Source organism: Haematomicrobium sanguinis DSM 21259 (assembly GCF_000688395.1).
Lineage (GTDB): Bacteria > Actinomycetota > Actinomycetes > Actinomycetales > Micrococcaceae > Haematomicrobium > Haematomicrobium sanguinis.
Map to the genome: position 1 here is coordinate 58,360 of NZ_JIAG01000010.1, position 14,811 is coordinate 73,170.

Genomic DNA, 14,811 nt, shown 5'->3' on the forward strand with positions numbered 1-14,811 from the left:
CCGCACGCAAAAGTGGGGCGCGCACCTCTATGGTGCGCGCCCCACTTTAAGTCTCCCGCGGGTAGCGGGAATTAGAACTTGATGTTGGCCGGGTCGTCGGCGTCGCCTTCACCCTTGAGGTCCTTGCCCGCCTGAGCGTCCTCAGTGCCCTCGGCAACCTCGGTAGCCACAGCCTCGGCACCGGCTTCTCCCTCAGCTGCTTCGAGATCGGCGCCCTCGGCGGCAGCCAGGTCCTCTTCGCTCACGCTCGGGGTCACGAAGGAGGACAGGTCAACCTCATCGCCGTTAGTGTCAACCACCTTCGCGGACTCCAACACGGTGGAGAGCGCCTTGCGGCGGCGGACCTCGCCAATCATCATCGGCACCTGGCCGGATTGCTCCAGCACCTGCGCGAACTGCTGCGGCTCCATGCCGTACTGGCTCGCCATCGTCACGATGTACTCGATGAGTTCCGGCTGGGAAACCTGCAGGTCTTCCTTGTCCGCAATCGCGTCCAGTATCAGCTCGTTGCGGAACGCGCTCTCGGTGTTCTTGCGGACCTCGGCGCGGTGCTCTTCGGTATCGTGGTCGGCTTCGGCGTTCTCGGCGCCCGGGCCGGAGAAGTGCTGCTCCACCTGCTCCTCGATGACAGAATCCGGCACCGGCACATCCACCAGTTCCACGAGCTTGTCGATGACCTTGTCGCGAGCCTCAATGCCCTGGCCGACAATCTTCTGTTCCTTGGCCTGCTCGGCCAGGCTCTCGCGCAGCTCTTCGATCGTGTCAAACTCGCTGGCAAGTTGCGCGAAGTCATCGTTCGCCTCGGGGAGCTCGCGCTCCTTGACGGCGGTGACCTTCACGGTGACCGAAGCGTCTTCGCCGGCGTGCTCGCCGCCGACCAGCTTGGTGTCAAAGGTGGCATCCTCATCGGCGCTCAGCCCAGTGAGCGCCTCATCCATGCCGTCCAGCATGTTGCCGGTACCGATCTGGTAGGAGAGCCCCTCGGCGGAGTCGACCTCTTCGCCATCGATCTTCGCGGCCAGGTTAATGGTCACGAAATCATCGGCAGCGGCGGGACGGTCCACCGGCTTCAGGGTGCCGAAGCGGCTGCGCAAGGCGTCCAGTTCGGCGTCGACATCGGCTTCGTCGGTTTCGATGGCGTCCACGGTGATGTCCAGACCGGTGTAATCCGGCAGATCAATCTCGGGGCGGGTTTCCAGCTCCACGCTGAACTTCAGTTCGCCGCTATCGGCGGTGGGGTCGGGAACCTCGGTGATCTCCACCTCGGGTCGGGACAGCGGACGGATCTCGGTCTCCGCCACGGCCGCCTGGTAAAAGTCGTTGAGACCTTCATTGATGGCGGTTTCCAGCACGTATCCGCGGCCGACGCGCTGATCGATGATGCGCGTGGGAACCTTACCCTTGCGGAATCCCGGAACCTGGATTTGTTCAGCGATGCTCTTATAAGCCTGATCGATGTGCGGCTTGAGCTCTTCAAGCGGAACTTCTACGTTGAGTTTCACCCGAGTAGGTGTGAGGTTCTCGACAGCGCTCTTCACGACGAGGTGCTCCCTGAGGTTGTTTGTGTTGGGTTTTTCTGTAAAGACGATACAGAGTCGGGGTGACAGGATTTGAACCTGCGACCTCACGCTCCCAAAGCGCGCGCTCTAGCCAAGCTGAGCTACACCCCGAATTTAGTGCAGTGGAAAGTCTACGTAATGGCCCGGTGGTTCACCTAATCCGCGGGATTCCGGCGCGCTGATTTGTCAGGTGGCGCGCGGGTGTGGTGTAGTTATATCTGGTTTTTTACCGTGCCGAGAGGCGTAAGCGGGGACGTAGCTTAATGGTAAAGCCTCAGTCTTCCAAACTGATTACGCGGGTTCGATTCCCGTCGTCCCCTCCACTAGGCTCCAGCCGTTCGCGGCTGGGGCCTTCAATTTTTTCTCGCCTTGGCGAGTGACGCACCAGGTGAGGCACGACGGCGCGGCCGCATCGCCGTCGAACATCTCACCGGGCATTGGGGTGCTTCGAGCGCCTACGCAACCCTTGATTGATCTGATCTTTAGCGCTAGATTCGTGCACTAACGACGAATTCATCCGCGCCGTTGCCACCTTTAGTCGGATGATCATCCGGCAGTGGCCGACGATTCCACAGGAGCAAACTTCATGAGCACTCGCACCAGTTTCCCGACGCCATCCCGCCGAGCATTTCTGGGCGCCACGCTCGGCGCCGCACTGGCCGGAGGCGCCCTCACTGCCTGCTCCCCTAGCACCCCAACCAAACCCGCCGGACCATCCCTAGACCCGAGCCGTCTGCTCCCGCCCGAGGGCGGACCGGCAAAGACACCGGTAGACGGCGTGGTGTACCCGCCGGACTACGACGGCCCACAGGCATACACCCCGGAAAAGCTCGTCACCGAGGCGTTCACGCTCAGCGTGGTCGCAATCCAGGACCCGACGGTCGGCGACTGGAAAACCAATGCCATGACCAAGTGGTATGAGGAGCGCACCGGCATCTCGGTGGACTGGACCGTGATCCCCGCGGGCGACGAAGGGCTGACCAAACTCAACGCGATGATCGCCTCGGGGAACCTCCCGGACGTCGTGCTGATGAACCCGCTCAGCAGATCCGCGCTGTACGCCAATGCCCAACAGGGGACGTTCATTGACGTGAAAGACATCGTGGCGAAGTACGCACCCAATACCCAGATGATGTTAGATACCTTTGCCGAGGAAGCGAAGGCGCTGTTTGCCCCCGATGGCGGGCTGTATGGCGTCCCGCAGCTCAACGATTGCTACCACTGCCGCTGCTACTGGGACCGCGTGTGGGTGCACAAACCGACGATGGACGAGTTGGGGCTGAAAATGCCAAGGACCACCGAGGAGTTCAAGCAGGTGCTCCTGGACGCGAAAAAGGCGCGCCCGAACATCCAGACGTACACCACCTACGCGAATGAAACGCCCGGTAGCGCGCTACGTTACGACATGATGCCGCTTGGCGCCTTTGGCTACTACCCGGGGACGGTCAATGCATTCCAGCAGAACTATTTGGCGACCGGCGAGGACGGCAAGGTGTACGTCAGTCTCACCGGGGACTCGGCGCGCGAGGGCCTGAAATACCTGTCGGACTTGCGCGAGTCCGGTGCGATTGACCCGGCAAACTTCAATCAGACCGGCGATCAGCTCAAGCGCCAGGTGGCTCAAGGCAACGTGCTCATGATCGCGGCCGGGTATCAGGGCGAATTCATGAACATTGGCGATCCCAAGTACCGCGACTGGGTGGCACTCGAACCGTTTTCCGCTCCGGGTACCAAAGCCGTCGTCAGTTGGGACTATTACGGCGGCATGTCCGTGGCGAGCCTCATTTCCAAGACCTGCAAGACCCCAGAAATGGCGGCGGCGTGGATCGATCTCATGTTTGAGGCCACCGCGACGAGCGCCAGCCAACTGGGTGTCCAGGGCGAGGGCTGGGATTGGTCTAAGCCGGGCGCCGAGGGGTTGATTGGCGGTCCGGCCATGTATTGGAGCAACTTTGATGACAAAGCCCGCAAGGACAAGTGCTGGAACCAGTACGGCCCCACCTACCGCTCCACCATGTACCGCGACGCGCAGGAAAGCGACCCGAAGGATCCCTCCTTTGAAGCGACCCTGCGCACCGTGAGTGAAGATCTGTACTTCCCCTATGCGCAGCCGCAAGAGATGCAGGTGCCCCCGCTCTACCTTGACGAGGCTCAAGCGGGCTCGATTGCCACCCAAATTTCGGATGTCTCCACCTTTTTGCAACAGGCGGTTTTCGAATTCACCTCCGGTAAGCGGAACGCAAACGACGACGGCGCGTGGCAAGCTTTTAAGGACGAGGTCGCCTCACGCGGGGCTACTCAGATTATCGAGGTCATGCAGCCTGCCGTCGATGCCTTCCGTAACGCCTAGTTGGCGAGGCTAGTTTGCTGCGGCAATCGTGCCGGTGTCTTCGTATTCCTTGATCTGGTTAATGCGGCGGATGTGGCGCTCTTCATTGCTGAACGGGGTTTTCAAAAATTCCTCGATGATGGCGGTTGCCTCTTCGATGGAATGTTGGCGTCCGCCCACGGCAACGACGTTCGCGTCGTTGTGTTGGCGGGCTAGGCGCGCGGTCTCGAGGTTCCAGGCGAGCGCCGCGCGGATGCCCTTGACCTTGTTGGCCGCGATCTGTTCGCCGTTGCCGGAGCCGCCCAGAACAATGCCGAGCGCGTCGACGCCGGCCTCTTGATCGGCGATGACTGCCTCGGCGGCGGCAATGCAGAAGGCGGGGTAATCGTCCAGCGGGTCATATTCTCTGGGGCCGTGATCAATCATCTCGTAGCCTTGCGAGCTCAGAACTTTGACCAGGTGCGCCGAGAGTTCCATCCCTGCGTGGTCGGTAGCAATGTGTACGCGCATGATCACCTTTCGCGCCAAAAGAAGTGTGTGAGTCCCAGCCTAAATGAAACGGGTTGCCAGTCGCACCGCGGGGTCGAGGTCCGGGGCATGACCGGACGGCAACGCGATACCGCCTCCAGCCAGCGCAACCAGTGCGGCGAGTAGGGCTCTGGCCGTGAGGCCGCTGGATTTGGGATTTTCCGGGTTGACCTCGTTGTCGATGCGGAAATCGTAGCTACCGGCACTCCCCGACGCCTGAATGCGGTGCACTGTGCGTTCGGCACTCCCGTCGGCGATGACCTCCACCTCAACGGGCACGCCGGGTGCGGACAGGGAGAGCGCCACCGTGACGTTCGCGGTCGCCGGGAATGCCTGGATCGCCTCATCGGGAGTGCCGCGAAAGATCGTGCGCCTGCCCTCCCCCAGCCCGGCAACCAGGGCGGGGTTGAAGGCTTGGGCGCGCTTCGCCGTCGTAATTTTGATGCCGGTGAGGCCGCCGGACAGGGCGGCCGCGCAGATGAGGTCAAGACCGCCGATGGCACCTGTGGTGAGCCAGAACGAGGTGGTGGACGCTTGTAGCGTGTGGCGCAGCGCTTGGTTGGCGAGCGCACCGACTGAGGTAATGATCAGCGGTGTGCCGCTCGCGAGAACGCGAGGTGCCCAGGTGGAGACCGCGTCGACGCTCGCGCATTCGATGACGATGTCGGCGCTCGCGCAGAGCTCGGTGAATTCGGTGCCGTTGGACCCAGCGCTTCGGCCAATTGATCCGATGATTGTGAGCGGGTAGTCCGAGGCGCCGATGAGCGTCTCTAGGTGACCCGCTATGGAGCCGCGGCCTATCAGCCCCACGCGGAACCGGCGCTGCGCTGGCGGGGCACCCGAGGTGCGGGCATGCGTCATGTCACCACTAAAGCAAACCCGTCGGCGACACGCTATGCCTCCCGAAGATAAGCCTTGATTCATCCGATGTTTTGCGGTAGCTTGACCGACAACAGATGTGAACAGAATCACACCGAAATAAACATTAGGGGGTAATTATGCGCAACTCAGATTCGACCTTGGCCAGCCACACGAAACCGGGAGCAGTGGGGACCAGCCGCCGAACCTTCCTGGGCGGGATGGCGCTCTCGTTAGCTGCCGTGGGACTCGCCGGCTGTAGCGGTGGAGGCGCTGCGGCGAGAAGCGACCTGGACCCGAACCGAATCTTGCCCCCGGAAGGCGGACCGGAGTTCACCCTGATCGACACCGTCCAGTACCCGCCGAACTACGTGGGGCCCAAGGCATACACGCCGAAACCGATCGTGACCGAGAAGGTGACCTTGAAGGTCGCCACCACCACGGACGCCAGCATCGCGAATTGGGACACCAATAAAGTCTCCAAGTGGATGGAGGAACGCACGGGAGTGTCGGTGGAATGGATCACTCTGCCCAGCGGCGCGGATCTGACCAGCAAGGTAAACGCCATGATCGGTTCGAATGACCTGCCGGACGTCTTCTTTAATCCCTACGGCACCGTCATGTCCCCGGCGATGCTCAATCAAGACGGTGCCGCCGGTGTGCTGATTGAACTCGACGAGATCATCGATAAATACTGCCCCAACGCGAAAATGGCTCTGAGCGAGTACAAGGACCAAATCAGCCTGCTTCGCTCGACCGAGGGCAAGCTGTACACCTTCCCGACGATCAATGACTGCTACCACTGCCGATCCGCGGCGGAAAAGATCTGGATTAACCAGAACGTGTTGGACAAGATCGGTGCCGAGATTCCTACCACCACCGAGGAATTTGTCGAAGCCTTGCGCGCGGCCAAGGAGCTGGATCCTCAAATGCAGACCTACACCACCTGGAGCGACGGCGGCGCGCAGCAGGAACTGCGGTGGGACATGCCGATTATGGGGTCCTTAACCTATTTCCCGGGGACCAGCGCGTTGGCACTGAACAAGGACGGGCAGGTAATTCTTCCGGCCATCACCGACGAGGCGCGCAACGGTTTTGCGTTCTTTGCCCAGCTGAATCGAGAGGGCTTGGTCAACCCTAAGTGGTGGAATCAGACCATTGAACAGCTCCAGCGGGTGACCCCGGAAGATCGGGCTTTCATCGTAGCTTCCCCGCACCCAGGGGTCATGACGAAGGTCTCAGACCCCGCGATCAACCGGTGGAAGTCCATGGCGCCGATGTCCGGGCCAGATGGCACCCGCATTGCTGCATGGAATTACTATGGCGGTGCCGACACTGGCGGTCTGATCACCCGCGCCTGCAAGACTCCGGAGGTTGCGGCGGCATGGATGGACCTCATGCTGGAAATGGAGGCGACCCTGACCACTACCTTTGGTCCGCGAGGGGTGACCTGGGAATGGTCGCCCGAAGGAGCCAAAGGCTTCACCGGCGAACAGGCCATCTACGCGCAAAAATCCGGTCCCGACAACAAGGATTGGTGGGGCCAGCTTGCTCCCAACTTCCGCTCGCTCTCCTACCGCGATGGCGAACAGGTTGTCGAGAGCCAGTACAACTTTGAACAGGTATTGCGCCTGGAATCGGAGCGAAACTACGCCCCGTACCAGCAACCCCAAGAATGGCAGTTGCCGCAAGTCCCGCTCACTACGGAGGAAGCAACCGCCGCGTTGACCCCGCAAACGGATATCAACACCTACCTGGTGCAAGCGATTACCGCCTTCGCGAACGGAGCCAAGGACCCGGAGTCCGAAGACGATTGGAAGGCCTTCGTCAAGGGCGCCACCGACCGAGGAGTAGAGACGCTGACCAGCACCTACCAGACCGCGTGGAATCGATTCAAGCAACTGGGCTAGGCGGGGCGCGCCAGAGCTGAAACGTGCCGCACCGAAACAAAAGTGATTGACTAAACTCATCACTTCTTGCACCCCCGTTCAGAAAGGCCCACCAGGTGCCCGCCGAAAATCTCACTCGTACCGAGGCGCAAGGTCGCGCCGACCTGCTCTCCGTGGATAGCTATGACATCGACCTCGATCTCAGCCGTCCCACCGAAGACACCTTTGGCTCCACCACGAGAGTGTCGTTCTCAGCCACCGAAGGCGGTTCCACCTTTATCGACGCCATCACGGATTCGGTAACTCGCGTGGTGCTCAACGGGCGCGAACTGGACCCGGCCGCCGTTGCCGATGGGACGCGTATCCAACTCGATGATCTGGCAACCACCAACGAACTCACCGTCGAGGCGCGGATGAAGTACATGAACACCGGCGAGGGCCTTCACCGCTTCACCGACCCGGCGGACGGCGAGGTGTACCTCTACACCCAGTTCGAGGTTCCGGACTCTCGGCGCGTTTTTGCCGTGTTTGAGCAACCGGATTTGAAGGCGACCTTCCAATTCACGGTGCGCGTCCCGGAGAACTGGACCGTGGTGTCCAACCAACCTACCGGTGAACCGGAGAAGAACGACGGCGTTGCCTCCTTTGCGTTCGAGCCCACCGTGCGCTTGGCGAGCTATGTGACGGCGATTGTCGCCGGGCCGTACAAGTCGGTGCACTCGGAACTGACGAGCGCTGACGGACGGATCATTCCCCTGGGGCTGTATGCGCGCGCCTCCCTCATGGACTACGTGGACGCCGAGGAGATTTTTGAATTGACCCGCCAGGGCTTCGAGTTCTTTGAGCGCGAGTTCGACCGGCCGTACCCGTTTGCCAAATATGACCAGCTTTTTGTGCCCGAATTCAACGCCGGGGCGATGGAGAACGCCGGTGCGGTGACGATTCTTGAGGATTACGTTTTCCGCTCTCGCGTTGCGCAAGCGAAGGTGGAGCGCCGCGCGATTACCGTGCTGCACGAGTTGGCGCACATGTGGTTCGGCGACTTGGTCACCATGAAGTGGTGGAACGACTTATGGCTCAACGAGTCCTTCGCCGAGTACGCCTCGCACCTGGCGGCGGTGGAAGCGACCAAGTACAAGGACGCCTGGACAACCTTCGCCGCCGTGGAGAAATCCTGGGCGTACGCGCAAGATCAGCTCCCGTCAACCCATCCGATCGTGGCGCCGATCAATGATCTGGAAGATGTCCAGGTCAACTTTGACGGGATTACCTACGCCAAGGGCGCCTCGGTGCTCAAACAACTGGTGGCGTGGGTCGGCCAAGAGGAGTTCATGCAGGGCGTGCGCAGTTACTTCGCGAAGCACGCGTTTGGGAACACCACACTCCCGGATCTCCTCTCCGAGTTTGAAGCCTCAAGCGGGCGCGATCTCAAGGAATGGTCCAAAGCGTGGCTGGAAACCAGCCAAGTCAACACCCTGCGGCCAGAGATTGCGGTGGACGAGGACGGGGTCATTACCGAACTGGCGATCACGCAGAGCGCCGTCGCTGAGCATCCCGTGTTGCGGCCGCACCGCTTGGCTGTGGGTTTCTACAACCTCAACGAATCCGGTGCGTTGGAGCGTACCGATCGCATTGAGTTGGATGTTGACGGGGAACGCACCGTCGTTGCCGAGGCCGCCGGGAAGAAACGCCCTGCGCTGCTGTTGCTCAATGACGAGGATCTCGCCTACGCGAAAATCCGCTTGGATGACGCCTCCTTCCGTACCGCGACCCGCTCCCTTGGCGCGGTCAGCGATTCGTTGGCACGAAACCTGTTGTGGTCCGCCGCTTGGGACGGAACCCGCGATGGAGAAATCCCGGCCCGGAACTTTATAGAGCTGGCCATCGGTAACCTCGGTACCGAAACCGACTCCTCGGCAACCCTGATTATTCTGCGCCAGTTGGCCACCAGCGTTGATCTTTACGTGGACCCGGCCGACCGTGACGCTATTCGGGTGGCGTTGGCCGAGAGCCTGTGGGATCTCACCGAGGCGGCCGAGGCTGGCTCGGACAACCAATTGCAGTTCGTCAAGGCTTTTGCCGAGCATGCCCGCTCGAGCGAGCACCTGGACATTTTGGAATCGCTCTTGACCGGCGGTAAGTCGCTTCCAGGCTTGCCTATGGACCAAGACCTCAAGTGGGATCTGTTGACGGCACTGGTGGTCGGGGGACGCGCCGGCGAAACCGAGATCGCCGCGATGGCCGCGCAGGACAAAACCTCCACCGGCGAAAAGAGCGCCGCCCGCGCCCGCGCCGCAGTACAAGGCGAGGAGGCCAAAAAGGAGGCGTGGAAGTCTATTGTTAAGGGCGCAGAGCTCTCCAACAATATTCAAAGCGGCGTGATTGAGGGCTTCAACAAGGTCACCGATCCGGCGCAACTGAGCGAATTTGCAGCCAAATACTTCAAGAACATTGAGCGCATCTGGGATGAGCGCACCAATGATGAGGCACAGCGGATTGTCACCGGGCTCTACCCGCGGCTGCAGGCGGATCAAGCGACCGTGGACGCGAGCGAGGCATTCCTTGACGAACTTGGCGACCGGAAGCCCGCATTGCGGCGATTGGTGAGCGAGAGCACCGATTCGCTCCGCCGAGCCTTGAAAGCGCAGGCAGCCGACAAGTGAGCGAACACTCCTACCAGGTCAGCGTCCAGTGGGAGGGCAATCGAGGCACCGGGACGAGCGGTTACCGCGACTACGGTCGAGAACACACCGTGTCCGCCGCCGATCTGCCCGACATTCCCGCTAGCGCCGACCGCACCTTCCATGGGGACGCCGATCGGTGGAACCCAGAGCAACTGCTCATCGCCGCGCTCGCGCAATGCCACATGCTCTCCTACTTGCATATGGCAACCAACGCTAGTGTAGTTGTCGTCGATTATCAGGACTCCGCGCGCGGCACGTTGGTTCTTAATAGTGATAACTCCGGGCAGTTCTCAGAGGTAACCCTGTACCCTTTGGTCACTCTCGCCGCTGGGGCAAGCGCGGAGGACCAGCAAGCGGCTCTCGATGCGCACCACAGCGCACACGAGGCCTGTTTCATTGCCCGCTCGGTGAATTTTGCGGTCAATGTGGAACCGACGGTGGTCATTCAGGAGTCGGGAGAATGAGCTCAGATACCGCTGGCGGACCATCCGAGCCGCTCAATCCCCGTGCGGCCGCACCCCGCGGCAAAGATCTGGGTTTGAGCAACCAGGCGGGGTTCACCCAGCCAAGCGAGAGCATGTATGAGTCAATGGGCGGGCATGAAACGTTTGCCGCGATCGTGCACGAGTTTTATCGCCGCGTGGCCGATGACGAACTGCTCCGGCCCATGTACCCCGAAGAGGACCTGGCACCTGCCGAGCGGCGACTGCTCATGTTCTTGGAACAGTACTGGGGCGGCCCAAAGACCTATGGCGAAGAACGCGGACACCCCCGCTTGCGGATGCGGCACATGCCGTTCCGGGTCAACGCCGAGGCGCGTGATCGCTGGCTCTTGCACATGCGCGCCGCCGTGGACCAAGCGCACCTGCCGCCGCTGTATGAGAATATGCTGTGGGATTATCTGGAACGTGCAGCACACTCCATGGTCAATAGCGCCTAGTTGTTCTTGACGAGCACATGACCCACCGGCGTGCTCAGCCGCGTCCAACGCCCCGAGGTGAATATCGGGACAGGACCGGTCACCTTGAGGAAGCCGAGCGTGAACGCGGCAAATGCCGCACCTTTGGGCAGCGGTTCGTCCTCGGCAACCGGACTCCCCCAGATCGCGTTCCGGGCGGCCGTGACCATGTGCGGTCCGGGGTTCTCCGGGAGCGCGCGGGCCACCTCCTCGATCCCCTCTTTCGCGACCGATTCCAAGAAGCCTGCGTCCAGTTCTCCGACCGATTCCCAGCCGCCGCGCGGCGGCAGTATTCCCGACCAGCCAACCGACACTTCGGTAGGCGGCACACTAATACTTGTTGAACTAATGGGTTGGCGGGCAATGCGATCGGCCAGTGAAGCCAATGACACGGTGATGTTGATGTTCGCTGGTTGGGCAAGGACGCTCGTGCGCAATCCCAAAATGGTCGGTGTTTTCTCCCCTAGATTCTTCGGTGCGAGGATGGCCACGTAGCTGGCGAGCACGCTCCCGGAGGCAACCAGGTGGAGTCCCGTGTCGCTCACCTGCTTAGCCCGGCGCACGAGGTGAGCGAAGTCGCGGTAGGAGGGTTCGTCGTCGAACATCAGAAGATCGCTCACGCAACCCCCATCCTGCGGAAATTGACCGGCTCGCCGATCAGCGGTGAGAGGCCGTCGCGCATGGGGGCGGAGAGGCGCTCGGGGCGGCCGGTGGCGATCTTGACGAGGACGATGCCGGTTTCGGCGTGCGCGTAGATGGTGGACCCGTCTTCTTCTTGGACGAGGTATTGCAGCGTGTAGGAGGAGCCGCCGATGTGCGAGACCCAGATGCGCACGAAGATCGGGTCGAGGCGGAACGTGAGCTGATTCAGGTACTCGATGCGCTGACCGCCAACCATCGGCAGTGCGCCCTCGGGGGCGTGCTCCTTGAGCGATGTGCCGTTGACGCCCGGGGTTTCGGACCAGGTGATGGGGGTATTGAGCAGGCGGACGCGGGCGTCTTCAAGGTAGCGTAAGTAGGTGACGTTGTTGACGTGTTGGTAGGAATCTTCATCGCTGTAACGCATTTGGATCGGGAAAAGAAAGCCGGAACTCATGTGTCCATCATGTCAAAAACTCACCCCCTCACAATCGACTGTGCAAAACACGCACGCGACACGCCGTGTAAGTGTGCATTATCTGCACAATGGATTTTGACTGTGCACTGATTTTTCCTGGAGGTAGGTAGTGGAATCGACCGGCTTGGATCCCGTGGAGCGTCTGCTCGGGTTGCTGGATTTGTCCGATGCGGGCGGGGCGCGAACCGAGGAGGACATTTACGTCGGCGAGTCGCAACCGCAACCGGGTGGCCGGGTTTTCGGCGGGCAGGTGCTGGCGCAATCCGTGATGGCGGCGGCGCGGACGGTTCCGGAGGATCGGCTCATCCATTCCATGCACGGGTATTTTCTGCGAGCCGGGGACGCTGCACAGCCCATCACCTTTGGAGTGCAGCGCCTGCGCGACGGGCGTTCCTTTTCGGCCAGGCGCTCCCACGCCTATCAAAACGGCGAGCCGATTTTGTCCATGATCGCCTCATTTCAAGTTTCCGACGAAGGTATTGACCATCAGGAGCCCATGCCGGAGGGCGTTCCGGATCCCGAATCGCTTCCCAGTACGGCGGATCTGATTGGCAAGATTGACCACCCTGCAGCGCGTGCGTGGGCGTTTGGGCGGGCCTTCGATATTCGGCATATTTCGGCACCTATTTATTTGACCGGTGACACCTCCGGCGAGGCGGTCAATGCGGTGTGGATGAAGACGTCCCGCGCGTTGCCGGACAATGAGACTTTGCATCGGGCGGCGCTCGCCTATGCCAGCGATTACACTCTGTTGGAGCCGATTTTGCGCCGGCATTCCTTGGCGTGGACGACCCGCGGGATGAGTGTGGCGAGCCTCGATCACGCAATGTGGTGGTTCCGGCCGGTGCGGGTGGATGACTGGTTGCTGTACACCCAGGTGTCGCCAAATGCGTCCGGCGCTCGGGGTCTCTCGATCGGCCGCATTTATAACCGTTCCGGCGAGCTGGTCGCGTCGGTCGCGCAGGAAGGCATGGTGCGGGTTCCGCCCGTCGGCTCAGAGGGTTGAGGGCCCGCTTCTATGCACACTCGAAATCGACTGTGCAGATAAAGCGCACTTTAACGGCGTGTCGCGTGCGTGTTTTGCACAGTCGATTGTGGGGTGGGCGGGTGAAAGTGAGAACAAGTACGACGGCGCCCGCTCACCTTTTGCAGTGAACGGGCGCCGTCTCTTGGGGTGCTTGGAGCACGCTAGTCGCGCGTGAGCTTGCGGTGGGTGACGCGGTGCGGCTTGGCGGCCTCGGGGCCGAGCCGCTCGATCTTGTTCTCCTCGTAGGATTCGAAGTTGCCCTCGAACCAGTACCACTTCGACGGGTCCTCGTCGGTGCCCTCATAAGCGAGGATGTGTGTTGCCACGCGGTCGAGGAACCAGCGATCGTGGGAGACAACCACGGCGCAGCCAGGGAACTCCAGTAGCGCGTTCTCCAGGCTGGTGAGGGTTTCGACGTCGAGGTCGTTGGTGGGCTCGTCGAGGAGCAGCAGATTGCCGCCTTGTTTCAGCGTGAGCGCGAGGTTCAGACGGTTGCGTTCACCGCCGGAGAGCACACCCGCCTTCTTTTGCTGATCCGGCCCCTTGAATCCGAACGCGGAAACGTAGGCGCGGCTGGGCATTTCGACCTGGCCAACCTGAATGTAATCGAGCCCGTCCGAGACAACCTCCCACAGCGACTTGTTGGGGTCAATGCCGCCTCGGCTCTGGTCGACGTAGGAGATCTTGACCGAATCGCCGATCTTGAGCTCTCCCCCGTCGAGTTCTTCGATGCCCACGATTGTCTTGAACAGGGTTGACTTGCCGACACCGTTGGGACCGATCACACCGACAATGCCGTTGCGCGGTAGCGAGAAGGAGAGGCCGTCGATCAAGATGCGATCGTCGAATCCCTTTTCCAAATCATTTGCTTCGATGACCAGGCTTCCCAGGCGCGGTCCCGGCGGAATCTGAATCTCTTCAAAGTCGAGTTTGCGGGTGCGCTCGGCTTCTGCCGCCATTTCCTCATACCGGGCGAGGCGCGCCTTCGACTTCGTTTGACGACCTTTGGCGTTGGATCGAACCCACTCGAGTTCCTCGGACAGGCGCTTGGCCAGCTTCGCGTCTTTCTTACCTTGGATTTCCAAGCGTGCACGCTTCTTTTCCAGGTAGGTGGAGTAGTTCCCTTCATAGGGGTACAGATGACCGCGGTCCACCTCCGCAATCCACTCGGCAACGTGATCGAGGAAGTAGCGATCGTGGGTGACGGCGAGGACTGCGCCGGGGTACTTGGCAAGGTGTTGCTCCAACCACAGCACGGATTCGGCGTCCAAGTGGTTGGTGGGCTCGTCCAGGAGTAAGAGGTCGGGCTTTTGCAGCAACAGCTTGCACAGCGCGACGCGGCGGCGCTCACCACCGGAGAGAACCTTCACGTCCGCATCAGCCGGAGGGCAACGCAACGCGTCCATGGCCTGTTCGAGTTGGGAATCGAGATCCCACGCGTCGGCGGCGTCGATCTGCTCTTGAAGCTTTCCCATCTCCTCGAGGAGCGCATCGTAATCGGCGTCCGGCTGCGCCATTTCCTCGGAGATTTCGTTGAAGCGCTGAACTTTGCCGTAAATTTCGCCGACGCCTTCACGGACGTTTTCGATTACGGTCTTGTCTTCATCCAGTGGCGGTTCCTGCAACAGGATCCCAACGCTGTAGCCGGGCGAGAGCCGTGCTTCACCGTTGGAGGGAGTGTCTAGGCCAGCCATGATCTTCAAAATGGTGGACTTACCGGCGCCGTTCGGGCCAACCACACCGATTTTTGCACCGGGATAAAAGGACATGGTGACATCGTCAAGGATGAGCTTGTCGCCAACGGCCTTGCGGGCCTTGGTCATGGTGTAAATAAATTCTGGCATGACTACAAATCTATCGGA

At 61.0% G+C, this 14,811-nt stretch carries 12 protein-coding genes and 2 tRNA genes; 7 read left to right on the forward strand and 7 right to left on the reverse strand.

Going from position 1 to position 14,811, the window contains the following annotated elements; translation table 11 throughout:
* Positions 1 to 71 precede the first annotated feature (71 nt).
* Both tig and O148_RS0109870 read right to left on the reverse strand, forming a co-directional pair.
* The gene (tig, locus tag O148_RS16020) at positions 72 to 1,538 is read right to left on the reverse strand and encodes a trigger factor (protein WP_051620087.1); all 1,467 of its coding nucleotides are present in this window, start codon (positions 1,536 to 1,538) and stop codon (positions 72 to 74) included.
* Positions 1,539 to 1,595: 57 nt separating this feature from the next.
* Positions 1,596 to 1,670, reverse strand: a tRNA-Pro gene (locus O148_RS0109870).
* 138 nt (positions 1,671 to 1,808) lie between these two features.
* Here O148_RS0109870 and O148_RS0109875 point away from each other — a divergent pair.
* Positions 1,809 to 1,882, forward strand: a tRNA-Gly gene (locus O148_RS0109875).
* A gap of 263 nt (positions 1,883 to 2,145) precedes the next feature.
* The gene (locus O148_RS0109880; protein WP_026530776.1) at positions 2,146 to 3,909 is read left to right on the forward strand and encodes a type 2 periplasmic-binding domain-containing protein; all 1,764 of its coding nucleotides are present in this window, start codon (positions 2,146 to 2,148) and stop codon (positions 3,907 to 3,909) included.
* Positions 3,910 to 3,918: 9 nt separating this feature from the next.
* Here the strand turns inward: O148_RS0109880 and O148_RS0109885 are convergent, their stop codons facing one another.
* Positions 3,919 to 4,398: a ribose-5-phosphate isomerase gene (locus O148_RS0109885; RefSeq protein WP_026530777.1), complete on the reverse strand. Its 480-nt coding sequence runs from the start codon at positions 4,396 to 4,398 to the stop codon at positions 3,919 to 3,921.
* Between the two features lie 39 nt (positions 4,399 to 4,437).
* On the reverse strand, positions 4,438 to 5,277 hold the full coding sequence (locus O148_RS16025) for an aspartate dehydrogenase domain-containing protein (protein ID WP_051620088.1): 840 nt from the start codon (positions 5,275 to 5,277) through the stop codon (positions 4,438 to 4,440).
* Positions 5,278 to 5,414: 137 nt separating this feature from the next.
* Between O148_RS16025 and O148_RS0109895 the strand changes: the two genes are divergently transcribed.
* From O148_RS0109895 to O148_RS0109910, 4 genes are all read left to right on the forward strand, one after another.
* Positions 5,415 to 7,184 (forward strand): extracellular solute-binding protein, encoded by a 1,770-nt coding sequence (locus O148_RS0109895; RefSeq protein WP_084157249.1) that lies wholly within the window; start codon positions 5,415 to 5,417, stop codon positions 7,182 to 7,184.
* A gap of 95 nt (positions 7,185 to 7,279) precedes the next feature.
* Positions 7,280 to 9,826: an aminopeptidase N gene (pepN, locus tag O148_RS0109900; protein WP_026530779.1), complete on the forward strand. Its 2,547-nt coding sequence runs from the start codon at positions 7,280 to 7,282 to the stop codon at positions 9,824 to 9,826.
* On the forward strand, positions 9,823 to 10,311 hold the full coding sequence (locus tag O148_RS0109905) for an OsmC family protein (protein ID WP_026530780.1): 489 nt from the start codon (positions 9,823 to 9,825) through the stop codon (positions 10,309 to 10,311). The genes pepN and O148_RS0109905 overlap by 4 nt, the downstream gene beginning before the upstream one ends.
* Positions 10,308 to 10,787, forward strand: a complete 480-nt coding sequence (locus O148_RS0109910) for a globin (protein ID WP_026530781.1) — start codon at positions 10,308 to 10,310, stop codon at positions 10,785 to 10,787. Before O148_RS0109905 ends, O148_RS0109910 begins: the two co-directional genes overlap by 4 nt.
* On the opposite strand, the gene O148_RS0109915 is transcribed toward O148_RS0109910, so the two are convergent.
* Together O148_RS0109915 and O148_RS16030 are read right to left on the reverse strand one after the other, a co-directional pair.
* Positions 10,784 to 11,425, reverse strand: coding sequence for a DUF8185 domain-containing protein (locus O148_RS0109915; protein WP_035745743.1), 642 nt, complete (start codon positions 11,423 to 11,425; stop codon positions 10,784 to 10,786). The genes O148_RS0109910 and O148_RS0109915 overlap by 4 nt on opposite strands.
* Positions 11,422 to 11,901, reverse strand: a complete 480-nt coding sequence (locus O148_RS16030; protein WP_035745745.1) for an acyl-CoA thioesterase — start codon at positions 11,899 to 11,901, stop codon at positions 11,422 to 11,424. Before O148_RS16030 ends, O148_RS0109915 begins: the two co-directional genes overlap by 4 nt.
* 130 nt (positions 11,902 to 12,031) lie before the next feature.
* Between O148_RS16030 and O148_RS0109925 the strand changes: the two genes are divergently transcribed.
* Entirely contained in the window at positions 12,032 to 12,928 is an 897-nt protein-coding gene (locus O148_RS0109925; protein WP_026530783.1) for an acyl-CoA thioesterase, read from the forward strand.
* Between the two features lie 182 nt (positions 12,929 to 13,110).
* On the opposite strand, the gene ettA is transcribed toward O148_RS0109925, so the two are convergent.
* Positions 13,111 to 14,793 (reverse strand): energy-dependent translational throttle protein EttA, encoded by a 1,683-nt coding sequence (ettA, locus tag O148_RS0109930; protein WP_026530784.1) that lies wholly within the window; start codon positions 14,791 to 14,793, stop codon positions 13,111 to 13,113.
* Positions 14,794 to 14,811 lie beyond the last annotated feature (18 nt).

Bases quoted from the DNA above. Each gene is read 5' to 3' on its own strand.
- O148_RS0109910 (WP_026530781.1), top strand. From the start codon at position 10,308: ATGAGCTCAGATACCGCTGGCGGACCATCCGAGCCGCTCAATCCCCGT.
- O148_RS0109895 (WP_084157249.1), top strand. From the start codon at position 5,415: ATGCGCAACTCAGATTCGACCTTGGCCAGCCACACGAAACCGGGAGCA.
- O148_RS16030 (WP_035745745.1), bottom strand. From the start codon at position 11,901: ATGAGTTCCGGCTTTCTTTTCCCGATCCAAATGCGTTACAGCGATGAA.
- O148_RS0109880 (WP_026530776.1), top strand. From the start codon at position 2,146: ATGAGCACTCGCACCAGTTTCCCGACGCCATCCCGCCGAGCATTTCTG.
- O148_RS16025 (WP_051620088.1), bottom strand. From the start codon at position 5,277: ATGACGCATGCCCGCACCTCGGGTGCCCCGCCAGCGCAGCGCCGGTTC.
- O148_RS0109885 (WP_026530777.1), bottom strand. From the start codon at position 4,398: ATGCGCGTACACATTGCTACCGACCACGCAGGGATGGAACTCTCGGCG.
- ettA (WP_026530784.1), bottom strand. From the start codon at position 14,793: ATGCCAGAATTTATTTACACCATGACCAAGGCCCGCAAGGCCGTTGGC.